The organism is Sulfitobacter sp. 1A12056, from assembly GCF_043558125.1.
Lineage (GTDB): Bacteria > Pseudomonadota > Alphaproteobacteria > Rhodobacterales > Rhodobacteraceae > Sulfitobacter > Sulfitobacter faviae.
In genome coordinates this window covers 89377-112239 of sequence record NZ_JBIFFY010000007.1, presented here as the reverse complement: position 1 = coordinate 112239, position 22863 = coordinate 89377, and the positions used below count along the sequence as shown (strand labels likewise).

Below are 22863 nucleotides of genomic sequence, written 5' to 3'. Positions count from 1 at the left end.
CGCCCATCAGACTTAGAAAATGGAGGCGCCCGCCGGCAAGCAGCGGGCGCCCGGGATGTTATCGCAGCTTATTCGACCGGGGTGATCGCATAGGCGCGGGTTTCCTGATCGACGCGGGGCGTCATGTTCAGCGTCCCGGCATCGGCGGCCCAGACAGTCTGCAGGATCACCGTCGGGATCAGCGCGCGGTCTTCCATCGCGATGAAGGAGGCCTCTTCATAGAGCTTCTTGCGCGCTTCCGGGTCGAGGGTCTGGGCGCCTTCGCCGAAGACCTTGTCGAACTCGGGGTTGGAATAGCCCGCGCGGTTGAAGTTGCCGAAGCCCTTCTCGGGGTCCTTGGTGTGCACCAGCGCGCCGTAGGTATAGGCGGCCTCGCCGGTGAGCGTGCCCCATGCGGACATGGTCATGGTGTATTCCTCACGCGCGGCGGCGGGGAAGAAGACCGTGCCGTTAAGCGCCTGTGCGTTCACCTTCAGACCCAGACGCGACCACATCTGCGCCAGCGCCTCGCAGACCACGGCATCGCCGGGCACGCGGTTGTTGGTGCAGGTGAAATCGATCTCAAAACCCTCGGGGTAGCCGGCCTCGGCCAGCAGCTCCTTGGCTTTCTCGATGTCATATTCGCGCTCGCCCAGTTCCGGGCTGTAGCCAAAGAAACCTTCGGGCATCAGCTGATTGGCGGGCGTGCCCAGACCTTCGAGCACCACGTTCACGAGCACGTCGCGGTTGATCGCCAGGTCCAGCGCCTTGCGCACGCGCAGATCCTGCAGCGGATTGCCCTCGACCTCTTCGCCGTTGACCTTGATCGGCTGCGGCTCTTCGTCCTTCACCGACGGCGCGATGTTCAGGATATAGACCGAGTCAGAGACGAATGTTTCGATGTCGCCATCGTTCTTCATCGCGAGGTAGTCGGAGGCGGGAACGTAGTTGATTAGGTCAACCTCCCCCGAACGCAGGGCCGCAACGCGCGAAGTGTCCTCGGGGATCTCGCGGCGGGTGACAGTCTCCCACGCGGCCTGACCGCCCCAGTAGTCATCGAAACGCTCGAGCACCAGATCGCCTTTCGGCTGCCAGGACACGAAGGTGTAGGGGCCAGTGCCGATTGCCTTCTCGCCCGAGTTGAACTCCTCGTTGCCCGCTTCCATGCCGGTCTCAGAGGGCACGACGAAGAGACGGGTGAAGTCGTTCGGCAGCGAAGGCGCCATGCCCTTGGTCTTCACGCGCAGGGTGTAGTCGTCGACCACTTCGACGCTGTCGACATATTTTGTGTAAAGGGTCATCGGCATTGGGCCGGTCACCTGCGGGATACGCTCGATCGAGAATTTCGCGTCCTCGGCGGTGAAGTCGGTGCCATCATGGAACTTCACGCCCTCGCGCATCTTGAATTCCCATGTGGTGTCGTCGATCGGCTCCCAGCTGACGGCGAGGCCGGGCTTGAGCTGCAGCTTCTCGTCAACGTCCACCAGCGTGTCGAAGACGTGACGCAGGGCTTCGGCCTGCGAGCCCAAGGTCGACCAATGCGGGTCAATCGAATCCGGGCCGGCGCGCAGGCCGATCACCAGATCGGCGGCCATCGCTGCTGGCGCGGCAGCGATCAGCGCCAATGCGGCGACGGCGGATTTCAGGGTAAGCTTCTTCATTGGTCAAAAACCTCCATGTGTTATATCTTGCAGTTACACTAGACAGCTATAATTGTGACGGTCAACACAAATATGTAACATTGCAACCTTCGCATGCCGTATAAGCCCAATATATAAGCTTGTCGCGCCACGGCTTTTGAGGCAGTGTTACAGACATGAGTGACAAACAGGCAAAATTTGAACGGGCAATGGATCGAATCGTACAGGCGATGGATCGCAGCTCGTCCGTATCTCTTTCCGTTCAGCTCCGCGGAGCGCTGGAATTCGGGATCGCGTCGGGCGAGTTGCCTTCCGACGCGCGCCTGCCCTCGGTCCGCGCTTTGGCCGCGCGGATGAAGATTTCCCCGGTCACGGTCAGCAATGTCTACGCCGCGCTGCAATCCTCGGGGTTGGTCGAGGGGCGCGTCGGCTCGGGTACATTCGTCAGCGGCGGTGGTAGCCGCGCCCACGACGGGCGCTTTCGTCAGCTTGATCAACAGATCGCTGAACTGTTGAGCCTCGCGAAATCCTGTGGCGTCAGCGCGTCGGAACTGGCTGTGCGCATTTCCATGGCCAGCAGCGCCAGCCCGCGCCCGCTGCGCATTCTGATGGTCGGCAATTTCATCGACGCGACCCGCGCTTATGCCGATGAACTGCGCCAGCATCTGCCCGAGGGCGATGAGATCGACGCCGCCGTTCTGGATGAGATCGCACCCAATCCGCCCAAGGACATCGACCTGATTATCGCGCCCAAAACCCTGCTGTCCAAAACGCGAGAAATCTTGCCGAATGTCGAAGTGCTGGGCCTGACACTCATCCCCAATGAAGCGACCCGCGTGGCGCTGGCCTCGATCCCGCCCGACGCCAAGACGCTCGCTTACTCCTATTTTCCCGGCTTCGTTACGATCATGAAAGCGGGCATCCTGCGGTTTGCCCCCCATGTCACGCAGTTGACCATGAAGGTTCGTGACGAGAATGGCCTGTCATCGGCCATGCGCGAGGCAGATGTGGTCATCTATGCCACCGGTGCCGACTACCTTCGTGGCGCGTTGCGCCCCGAGCAGACCGCTTTTGAATACCGTCACACCCCGGACGTGCACGCCATCCGTTCAGAAATCCTGCCCGCCATTGAGACATGCCGGGCCTCTCTCAAATCCGCAAAGGCCGCCGAAGAATGAAGATATCCGAAAGCAATTGGTTCGAGATCGAAGAATACCTCAAGACCGACGACCGCTGCGTCCTCCCCTTGGGCAGCACCGAGCAGCACGCCTACCTCAGCCTCTCGGTCGATTCGATCCTGTCGGAGAAGGTCGCCGCCGATGCCGCCGAACCTCTGGGCGTTCCGGTGTTTCCGGCCGTGGCCTATGGTCTGACGCCCTATTTCATGGGCTTCCCCGGCTCGGTCTCGCTGAAGCTTTCGACCTATGCAGCACTCCTGCGCGACATTCTCGACAGTCTCTACGCCACCGGATTCCGCCGCGTGCTGATCGTCAACGGCCATGGCGGCAACAGCCCCGTGCAGCCCGTCACGATGGAGTGGATGGAGGCCAACGAAGGCGCCCGCTGTCGCTTCCATGACTGGTGGCGCGCGCCCGAAACGTGGAACTGCGTGCAGGAGATCGACCCCGTCGCCTCTCACGCGTCCTGGATGGAGAACTTCCCCTGGACCCGCCTGCCCGGTCGTGAGCTTCCGGACGAGCAGAAACCCTTCGTCGATTTCGACCGCCTGCGGGACCGCAACGCCGCCGGCGTGCGCGCGCTCATCGGGGACGGCAACTACGGCGGCGTCTACCAGAAACCCGACGCCGACACCGCCCGCCTGTGGGAGATCGCCGTGCGCGAGACCCGCGCGCAGCTCGAGGGGGACTGGGCATGAGCGAGACCCCGATCCTGATCTGGGGCGCCGGTGCCATCGGCGGCATCCTCGGCGCCTATTTCGCCCGCGCGGGTCATGCCGTGCATATGGTCGATGTCGTGGAAGAGCATGTCGAAGCAATGCGCAGCAGCGGGCTGCGCATTGAAGGCCCCGTCGAAGCATTTACCCAAATCCTCCCGGCCAGCACGCCGGACGAACTGACTGGCCAATACGACCGCATTTTCCTCTGCGTGAAGGCGCACCATACCGCCGCCGCTTTGGAGATGCTTGCCCCCCATCTCGCGCCGGGCGGCTATGTCGTCTCGGCCCAGAACGGGCTCAACGAAAAGGTCATCGCCGCGCGCATCGGGGCCGAGAACACGGTCGGCTGTTTCGTCAACTACGGCGCCGACTGGTTGGAGCCGGGCCGCATCCTTTTCGGCAACCGCGCCGCCGTAGCTGTGGGGGAACTCGACGGGCGCATGAGCGACCGCGTGGCTGAGGTGCATCGCCTCTTGCAACTGGTCGAACCCGAAGCCGTCGCCACCGACAACATCTGGGGCTACCTCTGGGGTAAGATGGGCTACGGTGCGCTGCTCTTTTGTACTGCCCTCACCCCCGACAGCATGTCCGACGCCATGGCGCGCGACGAGCACCGCGCCGCCTACCGCGCGCTTGGCCACGAGGTGATGACACTGGCCGCGCATGAGGGCGTGTCCCCCCTCGGGTTCAACGGGTTCGACCCGGAAGCCTTCCGCGAGAACGACACCGCCGCCATCGACGCCGCGATGGAGAAGATGATCGCCCACAACCGCAAGACCGCCAAGACCCATTCGGGCATCTGGCGCGACCTCGCGGTGCGCAAGCGTAAGACCGAAGTCGACGCACAGATCGGTGTCATGGTCGAGTTGGGCCGGGAGGCAGGCATCGCGGTGCCGACACTGGCGCGCATGGTCGAGCTTATCCACGACATCGAGGACGGCAAGCGCGAACAATCCGCCGACCTCGTCGACCTGTTGGTGGCGGCATGAAGATCGATTTGACCGGCAAGGTCTTTGCCGTGACCGGCGCAGCACAGGGCATCGGCGCCGCGATCCTGTCCGAACTGCGCGCCGCCGGGGCCACCGTGGCCGCGATGGACATCGACGCCGCGGGCCTCGCCCCGCTGGAGGCCGAGGGCGTGACGCTGCATAGCGGCGATCTGGGCAACCGCGAAACAACCCTCGCGCTCTGCGCCGAGATCGTCGAACGGCACGGACGGATCGACGGGCTGGTGACCTCCGCCGGCGGCGTGCGCGGTCAGGTCGGACGCCCGCTGGAGGAGATCGGCGAGGCCGACTGGCAGGCGATCTTTCAAGCCAATGTCGATGCCGCCATGTGGTGTGCGCAAGGTTTCGCGCCCGCGATGAAGAGCGCGGGATCGGGCCGGATCGTCACCATCTCCTCCGGCGCGGGGCTGAAGCCCAGCCTTACCGGCATCCAAGCCTATGCGGCGGCGAAACACGCGCTTGTGGGTCTCACCAAGCAGCTGGCGCTGGAGCTTGGGCCGCAGGGCATCACCGTGAATTCCGTGGCCCCCGGCTTCGTCCTGTCGAACCCCTCGACAGAAAAGCAATGGGACGCCTTCGGCCCCGAGCGGCAGAAGCAGATCATCGGCGGCATCCACATGCGCCGCTTGGGCCGCGCGCAGGACATCGCGGATGCGGTCACCTTCCTCTGCTCCGACCGCGCCGGTTGGATCACGGGGCAAATCCTTTCCGTCGACGGAGGCCACGCATGAGCGAGCCGCATGAATGGGACGAGCCGCATTGGCGCGGGCTGGTCGAACAGGTCCGCGCCGGCCAAAACCTGCTGCCCAAATGCTGGCCGGGCGGTGCGCGCTGTGCCGTGGCGCTGAGTTTCGACAGCGATCACGAAACCAACGAGCTGCGCGACGGCGGCACAAGCATTGCCCGTCTCGGCTGGGGCGAATACGGCGCACGGCGCGGCATTCCGCGCATCCGCAAGGTACTGGATCGGCATGGGGTAAAGGCAAGCTTCTTCGTGCCCGCCGTCTCAGCCCTCCTGCACCCCGAAGAGCAGCGCAGCCTTGCCGAGGAGGGCCACGAGATCGGCCTTCACGGCTGGATCCACGAGCGCAATACGCAGGTCCCGCCGGAGGCTGAACGCGATCTGATGCTGCGCGCCTCGGACACGCTGGAGAAGATCACCGGCACCCGCCCCGTCGGCATGCGCACGCCGTCCTGGGACTACAGTGCCCACACGCTCTCGATCGCCCGCGAGATGGGGCTTCTCTACGACAGCTCCCTGTTCTCTGACGACGACCCCTATGAGATCGTGGAGAAAGGCGAAGCGACCGGGATCGTGGAACTGCCGGTGGAGTGGATTCGCGACGACGCCGTCTATTTCATGATGAACCGTTTCGGCGCGCAGCGGCCCTATACGCCGCCCGCGGACGTGCTCGACATTTTCCGGCGCGAGTTCGACGGCGCTTATGACGAGGGCGGGCTCTTCCTCTTGACCATGCACCCGCATGTGACAGGCTACCGCTCGCGCATCTTCATCCTCGACGAGCTGATCGACCACATCAAATCCCGCGGCGATTGCTGGATCGCCACCCATGCCGAGATCGCCGCCTATTGCGCCAAACAGGCCGGATTGAAAGGACACACATGACCTATTCCCTTGCCATTCACGGTGGTGCCGGAACCATCCTCAAGGAAAGCATGACGCCCGAGAAGGAGGCCGCCTATCACGACGCCCTCGCCCGTGCGCTGGAAGCCGGCGAAGCGCTGCTGCGCGACGGCGGCAGCGCGATGGACGCGGTGGTGGCCGCGGTCTCAGCGCTGGAGGACGAGCCGCTGTTCAACGCAGGGCGCGGCGCGGTCTATACTTCCGAAGGAGTGCAGGAGATGGACGCCGCCGTGATGGACGGCGCCGACCGGCGCGCGGGCTCGGTCGCCGGTGTTTTCGGGCCGAAGAACCCGGTGAAACTGGCGCGCGCCGTCATGGAACGGACCGAGCATGTCACCCTCATCGGCCCCAACGCGCTGGAGATCGCGCGGCAGGCGGGGCTCGAGTTCGCCGACCGTGACTATTTCTTCACCCAGTCACGCTGGGATGCCTTGCAGGAGACGCTCGAGATGCGCGCCCGGGGCGAGGTCTCCGACGATCCGGCGCGGCGGCATGGCACCGTGGGGGCCGTGGCGCGCGACGCGGCGGGCAACATTGCCGCCGCCACCTCAACGGGGGGCATGACCGCCAAGGCCCCGGGCCGGGTTGGCGACACGCCGATGATCGGCGCGGGCACCTTTGCCGACAACGCGACCTGCGCGGTCTCGGCCACCGGCCATGGCGAGATTTTCATCCGCTGGAACGCCGCCGGGGAGATCGCCGCGCGGATGCGCCACGCGGGCGAGGATCTGGCCACCGCCGCCGAACATGTGGTGATGCAGGATCTGGCACCCAACGACGGCTCGGGCGGGGTGATCGCGGTGGATGCGGCGGGCAATATCGCGATGCCCTTCAACTCGCAGGGGATGTACCGCGGCATGGTCCGCAAGGGCCGCGCGCCCGAAACCAGTATCTACTGAGCGGAAAGTACCTTCGGTTGCCTTCCTGCCACGGGAAGGGGACAAATGCAGCCGTTGTGAGCGGCCCGCCATCTAAATCTTGACATTTTGCCCCCTCCCTTTGATTGACGTTCAAACGAACTTGACGGGAGAGGGGACAAGGTGCGTTTTTTAGCAGCAATTGCCAGGGTGATCTGCGCGGTGAACTTGGTCATCGGCAATCTCTTCTCATGGCTCGCACTCGGCATCGTGTTGGTCTGTTTCACCGTGGTTGTGCAGCGCTATGTCTTCGCAATCAGCTTCGTTTGGATGCAAGACCTTTATATCTGGCTTAACGGTGCGATGTTCACGGCCGTGGCCGGTTTTGCGCTGCTGCGCGATGACCATGTGCGCGTCGACATCTTCTACCGCCCCGCCACCATGGCCCGCCGCGCGCTCATTGACCTGATCGGCGTCATCGTCTTTCTGCTGCCCTTCTGCTGGATCGTCTACACCTATTCGATCCCCTTCGTGATCCGCGCTTGGGGCTATCAGGAAGGGTCGGCCAATGTGGGCGGCATGCCGGGGCTTTACATTCTCAAAGCCTTCATCATCGGATTCGCATTTCTACTCGCAATTCAAGGGATTGCATGGATCATCCGCTCCATCCTCGTGCTCAGCGGAAATCCTGAGCTGGTGCCCAAATCCATGCAATACAGCCGGGACCAAATCCCCGCAGACCATCCGCAGGGAGCCGTTTGATGGATCCGATTTTCATTGGCGAGATGCTCGCCGCGCTCATGTTCTTTGGCGTGATCGGCTTTTTGCTGCTCGGCTTTCCGGTGGCTTTCACCCTTGCGGGCGTGTCGCTGCTGTTCGGCGCCGTGGGCATGGGCTTCGGCGTGTTCGATCCCTCGAACTTTGGCTCGCTGCCGAACCGCTATATCGGCTTCATGACCAACGAGGTGCTGGTCGCCGTGCCGCTCTTTATCTTCATGGGGGTGATGCTGGAACGCAGCCAGATCGCCGAGCAGCTTTTGCTCACCATGGGCAAGCTTTTCGGAAATATGCGCGGCGGTCTGGGGATTTCGGTCGTGCTCGTGGGCGCAATGCTCGCGGCATCCACGGGCGTCGTGGGGGCCACGGTTGTCACCATGGGCCTGATCTCTCTGCCCGCGATGTTGCGGGCGGGCTATGACCCCAAGCTTGCCACTGGCGTCATCTGCGCCAGCGGCACTTTGGGGCAGATCATTCCGCCCTCCACCGTGTTGATCTTCATGGGCGACATGCTTTCCGGCATTAACTCTCAGGTGCAGATGGCCAAGGGCAACTTTGCCCCCACGCCCGTCTCTGTGGGGGATCTCTTCGCCGGGGCGCTGTTACCGGGGATTTTGCTCGTCTCGCTTTATCTCAGCTACGTTCTATTCAAAGCCGCGACCGCGCCAGCCTCCTGCCCCGCGACGCCGGTTCCGGCGGATGAGAAAAGCCAACTGGTGCGGGATTTCTTTGTCGCCCTGATGCCGCCGCTCTTGCTGATCCTCGCCGTGCTGGGGTCGATCCTCGGCGGCATCGCGACCCCGACCGAGGCCGCCTCTGTCGGTGCTGTGGGGGCGATGGTGCTTGCGGCCATGCGCTGGCGGCTGTCCTTCCGCATCTTGCGGGAGACGATGATCGCGACGGCCACGATCACCAGCATGGTCTTTGTCATTCTGTTGGGGGCTTCGGTCTTTTCCATCGTGTTCCGCATGATGGGCGGCGACAATCTGGTGCATGAGTTCCTCAGCAACCTGCCCGGCGGCCCCTTGGCGGCGGTAGCGGTGGTGATGATCATCATGTTCTTCTTGGGCTTCATCCTCGATACCTTTGAGATCATCTTTATCGTGATCCCGATCACCGCGCCGGTGCTGCTGATGCTGGACATCGATCCGATCTGGCTGGGTGTCTTGGTCGGGGTCAACTTGCAGACATCCTTCCTGACGCCGCCCTTCGGCTTTGCGCTGTTCTATCTGCGCGGGGTGGCCCCGGCAGATCTGCCGACCAGCGCGATTTACAAGGGTATCCTGCCCTTCGTGATGTTGCAGGTGGTGGCGATTGCGATCCTCTTTGCCTTCCCGCAGATCGTGACTTGGTTGCCTAAGGTGATCGCGGGGTGAGATAGCCCCCCCGACGTTCAAAGGCCCGGCAGCAATGCCGGGCCTTTTTGGTTGAGCGGTAAGGACATCACCCTCCCTGGTGGGCGATCGAACCCGTGAAAGGGGCTGCGCCGGTGCCCATCTCGCCAACCGATCCGGCGCGGGCTACGTCGCAAAATCGCCCTCCGGGGGGAGGGAGGGCGATGCCCGGTGTGCCACCGGGCGGACAGATTTCTTAGGATTCACCCATGAAAAAGACCCGGCGTTTCCACCGGGCCTTTCCAATCACATTCAGCGCGAAGCTCAGTACTTCAGGAATTTCTGACGCGCCTGCACATAGGGGCTGTCGATGTTCTCGGTCCGGGTACGGACGAGGTTCAGCGCTTCGACAAAGCTTTCGGCGGTCTTCTTGACCAGCGGGTCGTCGCTGTTGCGCAGTTCTTCGACCACCTCGACCGAGGCTTTGGCACCGGCTTCCATGATGTCGTCGGGGAAGTTGCGCACGGTCACGCCATGCTCTTCCTGCAGGGTCTTCAGTGCGCGCGGATCGTTGGCGTAGAAGTCCGCAGCTACCTGATCGTATTCCGCTTGGCTGACGTCACGGATGATCGCCTGCAGGTTCTCGGGCAGTTCCTGATACTTCTTCTTGTCGACGACAAGCTCGGTCGCCAGACCCGATTCCACGAAGGACGGCATGTAGTAGTTCTTGGCCACCTGATGGAAGCCGAGCGCCAGATCGTTGTAGGGGCCGACGAATTCCGCAGCGTCGAGCGTGCCCGACTGCAGCGCTTGGAAGATCTCGCCCGCGGCCATGTTGGTCACGGTCGCGCCCAGTTTCTCCCACACGCGGCCACCAAGGCCCGGGGTCCGGAAGCGCACGCCTTTGACGTCATCGAGGCTCTTCAGCTCATCGCGGAACCAGCCGCCGGTCTGGGTGCCGGTGTTGCCCGACAGGAAGCCCTGAACGCCGAACTGGTCATAGATCTCGTCCCAGATCTCCTGACCGCCCATGTAGCGCATCCATGCCGTCAGTTCCGGCGTGGTCATGCCGTAGGGCACGCCGGTGAAGAAGGACAGCGCAGGGGACTTGTTCTGCCAGTAGTAGGCGGCGCCATGGCTCATCTCGGCGGTGCCGTCGATCACGGCGTCAAGCGATTGCAGCGGCGGCACCATCTCACCGGCCGAGAATACCTGAATGGTCAGCTCGCCACCCGAGGCAGCGGTGATCCGGTCGGCCAGACGCTGTGCGCCGACACCCAGACCGGGGAAGTTCTTGGGCCATGTGGTAACCATGCGCCATGTGATGTTGCCCTGCGCAATAGCGGGCGCTGCAAGTGTCGTGGCGGCGGCACCTGCCCCCATCACACCGGCTTTGCGGATAAATGAACGACGATCCATGTTTTTCCTCCCAAACGGATATTTGCTTAGCTTCCCCCGACGTCGACGCGGAGGGCCATGCGCAGCAGATAATCGTCGCTTTTCGAAAATGTCCATGGCTTAGGCAAATTGAAATCTCACCTTCTGGACAATCCCGCCCCAAGCCGCATACGTAGTGCTACTTAAAGCAGCATTATTAATGGTCTTTTGCCTTGTTTTCGGCAGAAAGGCCAATAATGTGCGAGCTGCCAGGGAGGGCTCAGATCTTGATAAAATTCATCGACCAGATGAACGAATTCGTCGGGCGCATCGTGTCGGTCGTCGCCGTCATTTTCGCCGCAATCATCATCTATGACGTCTTCATGCGCTATGCGCTGAATGACCCGACCCGCTGGGCCTTTGACGTCACGAAACAACTTTATGGCTTCTATTTCGTGATGCTGGGCGGCTATGCGCTGCGCCATCAGGCCCATGTGCGGGTCGATCTGATCACCGAAACCCTCGGCCCCAGCCTGCGCCGTTGGGTCGAAGCGGCGGGCTATGTGATCTTTTTCTTCCCCTTCGCGTGGATCTTCACCACCCGCTCTTATGAATTCGCCATGCGCTCCTATGCCCAAGGTGAGACGACATATGGCTCGGTCCAGCTGCCGGTCTATCCGCTGAAAATGGCCATGGCCCTCGCTGCCGGTCTTTTGCTGCTGCAAGGTGTGTCGGAATTTTTGAAACTCGTACTTAACCGTCAGGAACTGCCCCGTGACGCCTGAACTCATTGCTCTCACCATGTTCGGCCTGCTTTTGCTGGGCCTTTTCATGGGCCACCCGCTGGCCTTCGTTCTGGGCGGCACCGCCGTTTTGGGCGCTGTCATCGCCGGCAAACCGATGGTGCTGGGCATCGTCATCAACCGGATTTTCGGCGATGTGCTGGACAACTTCACGCTGATCGCAATTCCCCTTTTCATCTTGATGGCAAGGTTCCTGTCCGATTCGGGCGTGACGGATAAGATGTTCGAATCACTGCGGCTTTTGATGTCGAACATCCGCGGCGGTCTGGCGCTGGCGGTGGTTTTCATTTCGATCCTGCTCGCCGCGACCACGGGTATCATCGGCGCCTCGATCACCGTGATGGGCGTGATGGCCCTGCGCCCCATGCTGCAATATGGCTATAGCCCGACCCTGACCACCGGGGTCATCGCGGCATCAGGCTGTTTGGGCATTCTGATCCCGCCGTCGATCATGTTGATCCTCATGGCCTCTTATTCCCCTCTCTCGGTGGGAGAGCTTTTCGCGGGCGCCATGGTGCCGGGCGTGGTGCTGGGGCTGCTCTATGCGGTCTGGGTTTTCGTCGTCGCCGTGGTCCGGCCCGACATGGCCCCCGCCGTCGAGCCGGATGAGAAAATCTCGAAACCCGCCCTCCTGCGTATGCTGCTCATCGAAGCCGTGCCGCCGCTCGTGCTGATCCTCGGCATTCTGGGCTCCCTGCTCGCGGGCATCGCCACGGCGACCGAAGCCTCCGCCATCGGTGCGGCGCTGGCACTGGTGATCGTTATCATGCGCGGCAAGTTCAGCTGGGCCTCCTTCTACGGCGCGATGTTGGAGACCGGGCGCACCTCAGCAATGATCCTGTTTATCGTCGTTGGCGCCACCGCCTTTACGGGCGTGTTCAACATCACCGGGGGTCTGCGCGCCACGCAGGAGATCATCCGCAACCTCGACATGGCGCCTTGGCTCTTGCTTGCGATGATGATGTTCATCGTCTTCATCCTCGGGGCCTTCCTCGACTGGACTGGCATCGTGCTACTGTCCTTTCCGATCTTCCTGCCGATCGTGCAGGAGATGGACGTGAGCCTGCTGTGGTTCGTCGTCCTAATGTCGGTGGTTCTGCAAACGTCCTTTTTGACCCCGCCCTTTGGATATGCGCTCTTCTACCTGCGCGCCATCGCCCCGCGTGAGGTCAAGACGTCGCATATCATCGTCGGCGTGCTGCCTTTCATCGGTCTGATCCTGATGATGTGTGTGGCCATCGCCCTGTTCCCGCAGCTTGTCACCTGGCTGCCGGAAACGCTCTATACAAAATAATCAACGGAGGAGAGAGATTATGAAATTGAAATCAACCCTTGCCGGTCTGGCACTCTGCGCGGGCGTTGCCACGCAGGCCGCGGCCCAAGACAGCTGGACCATGACCACCACATGGCCCACTTCGCTGGAACTGATCGAGATCGACAAGCATTTCGTCGATCTGGCCAACAAGCTGACCGGCGACGACCTGACAATCGAATTCTTCGAAGGTGGCTCCCTCGTGCCCGCGGGCGAAGTGTTCGGCGCGGTTGAATCCAACACCGTACAGGCTGGCGCCGACTGGCCCGGTTACTGGGCGGGCCGCAACTCTGCCTTCTCGCCGCTGGCGACCACGGCGAGCCTGTTCAACGCGGTCGACTACGTCAACTGGATCGAGCAATGGGGCGGCAAAGAGCTTTATAACGAGATCTACGGCAAGTTCGGCATGGTCTATCTGCCCTACGGCGTGACCAACAACGAATCCGGCTTCCGCACCAACGAACAGATCGTCACGCTGGAGGACCTCAAGGGCAAGCGTCTGCGTCTGTCGGGTCTGGAGCAGGGCCGTCTGTTGGAAAAACTGGGCGGTTCGCAGGTCTCCATGGCTGGCGGCGAAATCTATCAGTCGCTCGAGCGCGGCGTGATCGATGGCGCGGAATTCTCGACCCCGAACGTCGACTTCTCGGGCGGTTTCCAGCAGGTCACCAAATACTGGGCGACACCGGGCTGGCACCAGTCCGCCTCGATCTTCGGTGTGATGATCAACAAAGGCGCATGGGACGCCCTGTCGGACGAGACCCGCGAAGCGCTTGAGATTGCAGCGCAGGCCAACCTCGTTTGGTCGCTGTCTTTCACCGAGAAGCGCGCGACCGAAGCCTACCAGCAGTTCCTCGACGCTGGCATCGAAATCAACCGCTACGATGACGAGACGCTGACCAAGGTTCAAGAGATGGCGAACGAGACCATCGAAGAGACCGCCTGCGAGAACCCCGATTCCGCTAAGGTTTACCTGAGCCAGCTGGAGTATCTGAACGACTACGCCAAATGGCGTGACGCGTCGGCTCCGTTCAACCTGGGCCGCACGCCGAATGGACCGGACATCGAGAAGATCCGCGCCTGCGCGGAGTGATTTGAGCCATCAGGTTTAAACGGAAAGGCCCGCCAAATGGCGGGCCTTTTTGCGTTTGGGGAAGAAGATCGACGGCCATCGCCTGCCCGCGGGTCGGCGATCAAACGCTAGATGCTGCCACTTTATCCCTCAGCCATGAAGTGCTTTCGCGAGGTTGCACCCAGCCTCACCAAATCGCCTACCCGGGGGGCGGGCAGGCGATGGCCCGGCGCCTGCGGCTTGATGCCGGCCCCGGTGGCAAAATCACCCTACCCCTCGACCCGTTTCAAGAACTTCTGCAACCGCGCATCCTTCGGCGCGCCGAAGATCTCCGACGGCGCACCGCTCTCAACAATCTTCCCGCCGTCCATAAAAATCACCCGATCCGCGATCTCCCGCGCGAACTGCATTTCATGGGTCACGATCAGCATGGTCTGCTTCCGCTCTGCCACCGCGCGCATCAGGTCGAGCACCTCCCCCACCCATTCAGGGTCGAGTGCCGAGGTCGGCTCGTCGAACAACATCAGTTCCGCCCCGAGCGCCATGGCACGACCAATGCCAACACGCTGTTGCTGCCCGCCAGACAACGCCGCCGGGAAACTGTCGGCCTTATCGGCCAAGCCGGTCTCAGCCAGAACCGAGAGCGCGCGTTCTTCGGCCTCGGCCTTGGGCCGTTTCTGCACCGTGACGAGCGCTTCCATGATGCTCTCTTTCGCCGTCTTATTGGCGAAAAGCGCGTAGTTCTGGAACACCATCGCCGTCCGGCGGCGCAGCGCTAGAATATCCGCCTTGCGCGCCTTGGCGGCATCGACAGTCACATCGCCAATGCGAATGACCCCCTCTTGCGGCACGTCGAGGAAATTGAGGCAGCGCAGCAGGGTCGACTTGCCGGTGCCGGAGGGGCCGATCACGACCACCCGCTCGCCCTCGGCAATCTGCAAATCAATGCCGTCCAGAACCGGCGCGCCGCCGAAATCTTTGGTCAGGCCAGTGATATCAATCATCGCACGAACGCCTTATTCAGATAGGTTTCAAGCCGCTTTTGCACTTGGCTCAGCGCTTCGACGATGACCCAATAGATCATGGCCACCACGAGATAGGCCTCGAAATAAAGGAAGCTCCCTGCGGCTTCTTTCTGCGCGGCGCCCATCATCTCGGTCACGCCGAGGGTAAAGGCGAGCGAGGTGCCTTTGATCATGTCGATAAAATAATTCACCAACGTCGGCGCGGCGATCCGGGCGGCCTGTGGCAGGATGATCCGCCACATCATCTGACCTTGGGTCATGCCGATGGACTGGGCGGCCTCCCATTGGCTGCGGTCCACCCCCATGATCGCGGCGCGGATGCTTTCGGCCATATAGGCGGCAAAATGCAGGGTCAGCCCCATGATGGCGGCAGTCACACCGCTGATATTGGTCAGGAACGACAGCACCTGCGGCAGACCGAAGTAAAAGAGGAACAGTTGCACCAGTAGCGGCGTGCCGCGGAAGAAGCTGATGAAAACGATCACGAACCAGTCGAGCACGGGCACTTTCACAACCCGTTCGACCGCCAAAAGCGAGGCGAGGATGAGTGCGAACGCCATCCCCGCCACCGCCATGAACAAGGTCAGCGGTACGTAGCCCAATATGACGGGCACCAGCCCCAGCATGTAGTCAAGGTCTAGCGCCCGCATGGGTTACTCCGCTTTGGTGATGTCTGTGCCGAACCACTTGTCCGAGATTTCGGCCAGTGTACCGTCTTCGCGCAGGGATTCCAGCGCGGTGTCGACACGGTCACGCAGCGCGCGGCCTTCGTCATTGTCTTGGAACGGCAGGGCGTTGCGGATCTCAGAGAAAGGCTTGCCCGCCAGTTGCAGCGGCAGGGGGCTTTCCTGAATGAGCTGCGCCGAGGAAACCCGGTCCATCACAAAGGCATCGACCCGGCCAAGCGCGGTATCTTGGGCGATGTTGGACTCATAGGTCTTGATCTCGATCTCATCCGCGAAGGCGAGTTCGTTCAAAAGCTGCTCGAAGTTCGACCCAAGGTTCACCGCAACGGTCTTGCCGCGCAGGTCTTCGACGCCGCCGATCTCTTCGTTGCCCTCTTTGGTCACGACCTGCGCACCGTCAAAGACATAAGGCGCGGTAAAGGCGAACTTTTCCCGACGCTCGGGCGTGATGGTGATTTGGTTGGCAATCGTGTCGATCCGGCCTGCGTCCAGCGCGCCGATCAGGCCGGAGAACGCCATAGTCTCGAACTCGACCTCAAAACCTGCCTCTTCGCCAACGGCGTTCATGACATCGACCTCAAACCCCTGAAGCACATCCTGCTTCACAAAGGTGAAGGGGAAATAGCCGCCCGACATGCCGACGCGGAGCGTGTCATTGTCTTGGGCAAAGGCTGCGGTGCCGGTGACCGCGGCGAGCGCGGTGGCGGTAACGATCTGTTTCAGCATTGAATTTACTCCTTTAACGCTTGCGCTTCAGATGTCACCGGGGGCCGCCCGCTTCAACACCATCGCTGAAACAGGAACGTTTGGCGGGTAGGATCGGTTCAGATGGAATAACGGGTCTAGGGAAACGCCTGCGGCAGGATAATCTTCTTAGATCAATACCCAGAACAGACTGATATTCCACGAAACCGACGCAGATTCCCCACACGTGGAACGGATATGCGCGTTTCGCATAGCTTTATCAGGGTCAAAGCGCCTCGATATCCAACCCTTCGGCGGCCCAAGCGGCGAGCTTGCGGTCGACGGTTTTGCGCGACACGCCCAAGCGGCGCGCGGCCTCGGCCCGGTTGCCGTTCGACAGATCAAGGATGTGCAGCATATGGCGCTGCGTGACCAGTTCGAGGTCTTCGATCGCCCGCGGCCCATCGACCGCGCCATGGCCCGCAAAGGCTTCGGGCAGGCTGCCAAGGATCACCGAGCGTTCGATCAGATTGCGCAATTCGCGCACATTCCCCGGCCAGTCGTAACGGCGCAGTTTCAGCAAAGTCTCCGCGTCCAAGCGCAGCGCGGGCATGCCGAGCGCGGTCGAAAACTGCTGCATGAACATCGCCGCCAGTTCGACGATATCCTCGGACCGGTCCTTGAGCGGCGGCATCGCGACCTCGACCACATTCATGCGGTGATAGAGGTCGGCGCGGAAACGCCCCTCTTCCACCGCCTTGGGCAGGTCGGCGTTGGTGGCGAACAGGAACCGCAGGTTCAGCGGAATCTCCCGCTCTGCCCCGTCGGGCCGGATGCGCTGGTCTTCCAACACCCGCAAAAGCGCCGCCTGTAGCTGCTCCGGCATCTGCGCCACTTCGTCAAGAAACAACGTGCCGCCGTCGGCCAAAAGGAACAGCCCCGGTTGCAGGGTCTCATTTCCCTCCACCGCGCCAAAGAGTTCGGGCGCGATCCGGTCCGGCGTGATGGCGGCGCAATTCACCGCGACGAAGGGATTATCGGCGCGGTCGGACATCTGGTGCAACTGCCGCGCGGCCAACTCCTTGCCCGTGCCGCTGGGACCGGTGAACAGCACCGGCGTCGGCACCGGGGCAAGACGGTTGAGCATGCCGCGGACCTTCGACAGCGCCTCGGACTTGCCGAGCATCTGCACCGCCGCGCCACCCTGCAACTCGCGCCTGAGCAGGGTGTTGTCGCGGCGCAGGTTCTTGCGGTCCAATGTGCGCGACACCGCGCCGAGGATTTGGTTCGCCCGGAAAGGTTTCAGCACGAAATCACTGACGCCTGCCCGCAGCGCGGCAATGGCAGTTTCAAGATCTGCATAGGCGGTGATCAGGACCGTGTCGGCGTAGAACCCCTTGCGGCGCTGTTCGACGACCCATTCCAGACCGGTCTTGCCGGGCATGACATTGTCCAGCACGACCACATCGAAATGCGCCTCGTCCAAGAGCTTGGTGGCCTCCGCAGGAGAAGCCGCTTGGGCCACGCGTTTGACGCGCGGCTCCAATATCTTGGTGAGGAAATGGCGCATCCCCGGTTCGTCGTCGATCACAAGGATCGACGCGCCTTCGAGCGTGCCGCCGTATTCATCGCCTGCCGCCATGATATGCCTCTTTGGTGTCAGTCCAGCCGGACGTTTTCACCTGAATAGACCTCGGCGGAGGAAAAGCCTATCTCATGCAGCCCGAAATAGGCCACGACGCCGATCACCGCGACGCCCAGAAACCCTGCCAACATGGCTTTCATCGCGCGACTCCTTTGATTTGAACGCCGCCGCCCGTCATTCTGCGGGGGTCCGTTTGTCTTGTTTGACCTCATCGAGCCAGAGCGAATGGTGCTGTTCGGCCCAACGCTCATCGACCTCGCCATTGCCCATGGCGTCAAAAGCGCCTTCCATGCCGAGCGTCCCGATGTAGATATGGCCCAAGATCACCGCCATCATCAGAAAGCCAATGATCGCGTGCCACAGCTGGGCATATTGCATTTCGGCGTGCGGCGTCAGATCGCCCTGAAGCGGACCAAAGCCTGCGGCCTCGGCCATGCCGATGTCATTGATGATGTTGAACGTATGCCCGAAAAGCTGGATCTCGAAGGGAAAGAGCAGCGACAGCCCCGAGAGCGAGACCGAGAAGCCCAGCAGGATCACGGCCCAGAAGACGATCTTTTGGCCGAAGTTGAACTTCTTGGCGGGCGGGTGTTTGTCACCGATGAAACCGCCGCCCTGTTTGATCCAGACCCAATCGGTCTTGTTCGGGATATTGTGCCAAATCCACATGACGAAGACCATGACGAGCGCAATCATGAAGGCCCATGAGACGTTGTTGTGGATGAACTTCGACCCGGTCAACAGGGTCGAGTTGAACTCATGCCCCAGCAAAGGGATGACGACCTTGCGGCCAAAGAGCGTGGCCAAGCCCGTCAGCGCGAGCAGGATGAACGAGCCCGCCAGCATCCAATGCGCGAAACGCTCAATGGCTTTGAAGCGGGTGACGGTGCGCCCGACCTTGCCGCCCTCGATGCGGATCCGGCCCCGCAAAAGGTAAAAGAGCAGCAGAACGGCCAGCGTCCCGGCGAGCAGCCAAGCGCCATAGGTCGCAAGTGGGCCTTCGCGGAATTGCTGCCACCACATCCCGTTGTCTTGAACAAGGACGCGGCCCGTCTTGTTCATCGTGCTCACGCGCACGGGCAATTCGTTATAGCGGATGCCGCGCCAGAGGTCGGGGTCGGAGCGTCCGCCGAGCGGGCCAAGGCTTGGCACCGTGGCCGCATCGCCGCCCAGATTGTTGCGCCGGAACCCATCGTCGATCTCTGCGCCGTTCTGACGCCGTTCGATATCGGCCAAGTTCTGCGCGCCGCCGGTGCTAGCGCGGTCGATGGCCGAGGGGGTCGCGTTCTCAGGCAGGCGCACGTCCTGCGCCGTGACGCTGACCGGCAGCGCGGCCAAGGCGAGAATGAAAAGAGCCATCAGGTGGCGCAGCATGGGAAATCCCCCGGCTAGACAGATATGGAGAAAAGGGACGGCCCGATCAGGCCGCCCCCGAAAGCCGTTACTGGCCCTTTTGCTCGTAAGCCGTGCCCCAGCCCCAAGCGCCGGAGCCGAAGCCGCGTGCGACCACGCGCTCGCGGTAGATGTCGGAGACCATGTCCCCGTCACCGGCCAGCAGCGCCTTGGTCGAGCACATTTCGGCGCAGATCGGCAGCTTGCCTTCCGCGATCCGGTTGCGACCGTACTTCTGGAACTCAGCCTGAGAGTGGTTCTCTTCGGGGCCACCGGCGCAGAAGGTACATTTGTCCATCTTGCCGCGCGACCCGAAGTTGCCAGCCTGCGGGTACTGCGGCGCGCCGAAGGGGCAGGCGTAGAAGCAGTAGCCGCAGCCGATGCAGAGGTCTTTGGAGTGCAGCACGATGCCGTCGTCGGTCTGGTAGAAACAATCCACCGGGCAGACCGCCATGCAGGGCGCGTCTGAGCAGTGCATGCAGGCGACCGAAATCGAGCGTTCGCCCGGCTGGCCGTCCTGAATGGTCACCACGCGGCGGCGATTGATGCCCCAAGGCACCTCGTGTTCGTTCTTACAAGCCGTGACGCAGGCGTTGCATTCGATGCAGCGCTCGGCATCGCAGAGAAACTTCGCTCTTGCCATTCTCTTGTCTCCTTACGCTGGCATGATCTTGCAGAGAGTCGCTTTGGTCTCCTGCATTTGCGTGACTGAATCGTAGCCGTAGGTCTGCACGGTGTTGGTGCTTTCGCCCAGCACGATCGGGTCGGCCCCGTCGGGGTATTTGTCGCGCAGGCTGACGCCGCCCATGTGCCCGCCGAAGTGGAAGGGCATGAAGGCCACGCCCTCGCCCACCCGTTCGGTGACCAAGGCCATCACCTTGATCTTGCCGCCCTCCGGGCCTTCGACCCAGACATCGGACCCGTCGCGCACGCCGAGGTTGTTGGCGTCACGGGTGTTGATCTCGATGAACATGTTCTGTTGCAGCTCGGCCAGCCATGGGTTCGACCGGGTCTCATCCCCGCCGCCCTCATATTCGACCAGACGGCCAGAGGTGAGGATGATCGGGAATTCCTGCGAGAAGTCGTTCTTTTGGATCGACGCATAGAGCGTCGGCACCCGCCAGAAGGTCTTGTCGTCATAGGTCGGATAATCCGCCACCAGATCGCGCCGGTTCGAGTAGAGCGGCTCGCGGTGTTTCGGCACCGGATCGGGGAAGGTCCAGACCACGCAGCGGGCCTTGGCGTTGCCGAAGGGGGCGCAGCCATGCGCGATCGCCACCCGCTGGATGCCGCCCGACAGGTCGGTCTTCCAGTTGATGCCGCCGACTTGGGCCACATAATCGGAATCGATCTCACCCTGTTGCGAGGTTTCACCGACCTCCGCCTGCCCGTCATCGGCGTTTTGCGGCGCTTCATAACCGGCGACGGCTTCGATGATGCGACGCTCATCCGCTGTCAGATCACTGTCCCAACCCAAGTCAATCAGCATCTGCATGGTGAACTCGGGATAGCCGTCCTTGATCTCGGACCCTTTGGAATAGACGCCCTCGGCCAGCAGGTTTTCACCATCACGCTCCACGCCGAAACGCGCGCGGAAGGTCAGGCCACCATCGGCCACCGGCAGCGACATGTCGTAGAGGTTCGCGGTGCCCGGGTGCTTCATCTCGGGCGTGCCCCAGCAGGGCCATGGCATGCCGTAGTAATCGCCATCCGCCGGGCCACCAACGGCACGCAGGGTGGTTTTGTCGAAAGTATGCTGGTTCTGCATGTGCATCTTCATCCGCTCTGGCGACTGCCCGGTGTAGCCGATGGTCCACATGCCTTTGTTGAACTCGCGCGTCAGGTCTTCGATGAGCGGCTCTTCACCATTCACCTCGATGTTGCGGAACATGCGATCTTCAAAGCCGAACTTCTTGGCGAACTTATAGAGGATCGTGTGGTCGGGCAGGCTTTCGAACAGTGGCTCCACGACCTTTTCGCGCCACTGGAGCGAGCGGTTGGATGCGGTGACCGAGCCAGAGGTTTCAAACTGCGTACAGGCCGGCAGAAGATAGGTGTCTTCGGTGCGGTCATGCAGAACGGCGGAAACGGTGGGGTATGGGTCGACCACAACCAAGAGGTCGAGTTTCTCCATCGCTGTTTTCATCTCGCCCTGACGGGTTTGCGAGTTCGGCGCGTGGCCCCAGAGCACCATCGCTTTGGTGTTGTCGGGCTGTTCGAGGTTCTCACGATCCTCAAGCACGCCGTCGATCCAACGCGACACCGGGATGCCGGTGAGGTTGATCATGCGCTGCTCTTCGCCTGCGCCATCGGTCCAAGCGGCGAAACGGCTCTGGATCCACTCTAGATCCTCGCCCCAAACGCGCGCCCAATGCGCCCAAGAGCCATCGGACAGACCGTAGTAGCCCGGCAGCGTGTCGGCCAGAACGCCAAGGTCGGTGGCACCCTGCACGTTGTCGTGGCCGCGGAAGATGTTGGTGCCACCGCCCGCGGTGCCCATGTTGCCAAGGGCCAGCTGCAGAATGCAGTAGGCACGGGTGTTGTTGTTGCCATTGGTGTGCTGCGTGCCGCCCATGCACCAGATCACGGTGCCGGGACGGTGGTTGGCCAGCGTGCGCGCGACGCGCTCAAGCTGGGAGCCGGGCACGCCGGTGACGCGCTCGACCTCGTCGGGCGTCCAGTTGGCGACTTCCTTGCGGATCTCATCCATGCCCCAGACACGGGTACGGATGAATTCCTCATCCTCCCAACCGTTCTCGAAGATGTGGTAGAGAAGGCCCCAAACCAGTGCCACGTCCGAACCGGGGCGCATCCGCACATACTCATCCGCGTGGGCTGCGGTGCGGGTGAAGCGCGGGTCGCAGACGATGAGCGGCGCGTTGTTTTCTTCCTTCGCCTTCAGCACGTGCTGAAGCGAGACCGGGTGCGCCTCGGCTGGGTTGCCGCCGATGATGAAGATCGCACGCGACTTGTGGATGTCGTTGTAGCTGTTGGTCATGGCGCCGTAGCCCCATGTGTTCGCCACGCCCGCCACGGTGGTGGAGTGGCAGATCCGTGCCTGATGGTCGACGTTGTTGGTGCCCCAGTAGGCCGCGAACTTGCGGAACAGATAGGCCTGTTCGTTGGAGTGTTTCGCCGAGCCCAGCCAGTAAACCGAATCCGGGCCAGAGGTGTCACGGATCGACAGCATCTTGTCGCCGATCTCGTTGATCGCCTGATCCCAAGAGATCCGCTGCCATTCGCCGCCGACCTTTTTCATCGGGTACTTCAGGCGGCGCTCGCCATGGGCGTGCTCACGGACCGAGGCGCCCTTGGCGCAGTGTGCACCGAGGTTGAAGGGGCTGTCCCAACCGGGTTCCTGACCCAGCCAAACACCGTCCGACACTTCGGCGATGACGGTGCAACCGACCGAGCAATGGGTGCAGACGGATTTCTTGACTTCCATCTTGCCGCTGACGGCGGCGGTGGCGGCGCTGGCCTGTTGCACGCTGCCCGCGGTGCCCGCGATTGCGGCAAGTCCACCGATGGCAAGGCCCGAGCCGCGCAGGAACGCGCGCCGGTCAATACCGCTGCGCGCCACATCGGACAAGATGCCTGTCCGCTGCGCAGACCGGGCGACCCCATTGGTCTTTTTCCTCAACATATCTTCACTCCCTATGCGCGGGCTGGCCCCGCCTGAGGTGGCTATTGAACGGCGGGCGTTGTCGCCCTGCCAATTTTCGGGGCCGCGCCCC

At 62.2% G+C, this 22863-nt stretch carries 21 protein-coding genes; 11 read left to right on the top strand and 10 right to left on the bottom strand.

Translation table 11 applies throughout. From position 1 onward, the window contains the following. Window positions 1–68: 68 nt before the first annotated feature. Window positions 69–1640, bottom strand: coding sequence for an ABC transporter substrate-binding protein (locus ACGYLD_RS13675; protein ID WP_271693964.1), 1572 nt, complete (start codon window positions 1638–1640; stop codon window positions 69–71). 188 nt (window positions 1641–1828) lie between these two features. Here ACGYLD_RS13675 and ACGYLD_RS13670 point away from each other — a divergent pair, with 188 nt between their 5' ends. From ACGYLD_RS13670 to ACGYLD_RS13635, 8 genes are all read left to right on the top strand, one after another. Next, a complete protein-coding gene (locus tag ACGYLD_RS13670; protein ID WP_271693963.1) occupies window positions 1829–2797 on the top strand; it encodes a GntR family transcriptional regulator in 969 nt (322 codons plus the stop codon). Continuing rightward, window positions 2794–3495 (top strand): creatininase family protein, encoded by a 702-nt coding sequence (locus ACGYLD_RS13665; RefSeq protein ID WP_271693961.1) that lies wholly within the window; start codon window positions 2794–2796, stop codon window positions 3493–3495. The genes ACGYLD_RS13670 and ACGYLD_RS13665 overlap by 4 nt, the downstream gene beginning before the upstream one ends. Further along, window positions 3492–4505 (top strand): ketopantoate reductase family protein, encoded by a 1014-nt coding sequence (locus ACGYLD_RS13660; RefSeq protein WP_271693960.1) that lies wholly within the window; start codon window positions 3492–3494, stop codon window positions 4503–4505. The genes ACGYLD_RS13665 and ACGYLD_RS13660 overlap by 4 nt, the downstream gene beginning before the upstream one ends. Continuing rightward, entirely contained in the window at window positions 4502–5254 is a 753-nt protein-coding gene (locus tag ACGYLD_RS13655; protein WP_271693957.1) for an SDR family NAD(P)-dependent oxidoreductase, read from the top strand. Before ACGYLD_RS13660 ends, ACGYLD_RS13655 begins: the two co-directional genes overlap by 4 nt. Next, window positions 5251–6150 carry a polysaccharide deacetylase gene (locus ACGYLD_RS13650; RefSeq protein WP_271693956.1) on the top strand — a complete coding sequence of 300 codons (900 nt, stop codon included), beginning with the start codon at window positions 5251–5253 and terminating at the stop codon, window positions 6148–6150. Before ACGYLD_RS13655 ends, ACGYLD_RS13650 begins: the two co-directional genes overlap by 4 nt. Then, window positions 6147–7067, top strand: coding sequence for an isoaspartyl peptidase/L-asparaginase family protein (locus ACGYLD_RS13645; protein WP_394402848.1), 921 nt, complete (start codon window positions 6147–6149; stop codon window positions 7065–7067). The genes ACGYLD_RS13650 and ACGYLD_RS13645 overlap by 4 nt, the downstream gene beginning before the upstream one ends. A gap of 141 nt (window positions 7068–7208) precedes the next feature. Next, a complete protein-coding gene (locus tag ACGYLD_RS13640; RefSeq protein ID WP_394402846.1) occupies window positions 7209–7787 on the top strand; it encodes a TRAP transporter small permease subunit in 579 nt (192 codons plus the stop codon). Further along, entirely contained in the window at window positions 7787–9178 is a 1392-nt protein-coding gene (locus ACGYLD_RS13635; protein ID WP_209219229.1) for a TRAP transporter large permease subunit, read from the top strand. Before ACGYLD_RS13640 ends, ACGYLD_RS13635 begins: the two co-directional genes overlap by 1 nt. A 282-nt stretch (window positions 9179–9460) precedes the next feature. Here the strand turns inward: ACGYLD_RS13635 and ACGYLD_RS13630 are convergent, their stop codons facing one another. Continuing rightward, window positions 9461–10555 carry a TRAP transporter substrate-binding protein gene (locus ACGYLD_RS13630; RefSeq protein WP_271690295.1) on the bottom strand — a complete coding sequence of 365 codons (1095 nt, stop codon included), beginning with the start codon at window positions 10553–10555 and terminating at the stop codon, window positions 9461–9463. Between the two features lie 242 nt (window positions 10556–10797). Here ACGYLD_RS13630 and ACGYLD_RS13625 point away from each other — a divergent pair, with 242 nt between their 5' ends. Genes ACGYLD_RS13625 through dctP form a run of 3 tightly spaced genes read left to right on the top strand, consistent with a single transcriptional unit; the run spans window position 10798 to window position 13718 of the window. After that, window positions 10798–11298 (top strand): TRAP transporter small permease subunit, encoded by a 501-nt coding sequence (locus ACGYLD_RS13625; protein WP_067266598.1) that lies wholly within the window; start codon window positions 10798–10800, stop codon window positions 11296–11298. 16 nt (window positions 11299–11314) lie between these two features. Then, a complete protein-coding gene (locus tag ACGYLD_RS13620; protein ID WP_394402907.1) occupies window positions 11315–12610 on the top strand; it encodes a TRAP transporter large permease subunit in 1296 nt (431 codons plus the stop codon). Window positions 12611–12629: 19 nt separating this feature from the next. Then, window positions 12630–13718 carry a TRAP transporter substrate-binding protein DctP gene (dctP, locus tag ACGYLD_RS13615; RefSeq protein WP_067266589.1) on the top strand — a complete coding sequence of 363 codons (1089 nt, stop codon included), beginning with the start codon at window positions 12630–12632 and terminating at the stop codon, window positions 13716–13718. A gap of 248 nt (window positions 13719–13966) precedes the next feature. Here the strand turns inward: dctP and ACGYLD_RS13610 are convergent, their stop codons facing one another. The 8 genes from ACGYLD_RS13610 to ACGYLD_RS13575 all read right to left on the bottom strand — a co-directional run bounded on the left by ACGYLD_RS13610 (window position 13967) and on the right by ACGYLD_RS13575 (window position 22772). Then, window positions 13967–14701, bottom strand: a complete 735-nt coding sequence (locus ACGYLD_RS13610; RefSeq protein WP_394402844.1) for an amino acid ABC transporter ATP-binding protein — start codon at window positions 14699–14701, stop codon at window positions 13967–13969. Beyond that, window positions 14698–15372, bottom strand: a complete 675-nt coding sequence (locus tag ACGYLD_RS13605; protein WP_394402842.1) for an amino acid ABC transporter permease — start codon at window positions 15370–15372, stop codon at window positions 14698–14700. Before ACGYLD_RS13605 ends, ACGYLD_RS13610 begins: the two co-directional genes overlap by 4 nt. Window positions 15373–15375: 3 nt before the next feature. Then, complete coding sequence (locus ACGYLD_RS13600; RefSeq protein WP_394402840.1) at window positions 15376–16134, bottom strand: amino acid ABC transporter substrate-binding protein; 759 nt, start codon at window positions 16132–16134, stop codon at window positions 15376–15378. A gap of 244 nt (window positions 16135–16378) precedes the next feature. Then, window positions 16379–17734: a sigma-54 dependent transcriptional regulator gene (locus ACGYLD_RS13595; protein ID WP_271693948.1), complete on the bottom strand. Its 1356-nt coding sequence runs from the start codon at window positions 17732–17734 to the stop codon at window positions 16379–16381. Window positions 17735–17751: 17 nt separating this feature from the next. Further along, a complete protein-coding gene (locus ACGYLD_RS13590) occupies window positions 17752–17877 on the bottom strand; it encodes a hypothetical protein (RefSeq protein WP_259950196.1) in 126 nt (41 codons plus the stop codon). Between the two features lie 34 nt (window positions 17878–17911). After that, the gene (locus ACGYLD_RS13585) at window positions 17912–19111 is read right to left on the bottom strand and encodes a formate dehydrogenase subunit gamma (RefSeq protein ID WP_276154053.1); all 1200 of its coding nucleotides are present in this window, start codon (window positions 19109–19111) and stop codon (window positions 17912–17914) included. A 67-nt stretch (window positions 19112–19178) separates the two neighbouring features. Then, window positions 19179–19772 carry a formate dehydrogenase FDH3 subunit beta gene (gene fdh3B / locus ACGYLD_RS13580; RefSeq protein ID WP_067266580.1) on the bottom strand — a complete coding sequence of 198 codons (594 nt, stop codon included), beginning with the start codon at window positions 19770–19772 and terminating at the stop codon, window positions 19179–19181. A 12-nt stretch (window positions 19773–19784) separates the two neighbouring features. Then, window positions 19785–22772: a formate dehydrogenase subunit alpha gene (locus ACGYLD_RS13575; protein ID WP_271693946.1), complete on the bottom strand. Its 2988-nt coding sequence runs from the start codon at window positions 22770–22772 to the stop codon at window positions 19785–19787. Window positions 22773–22863 lie beyond the last annotated feature (91 nt).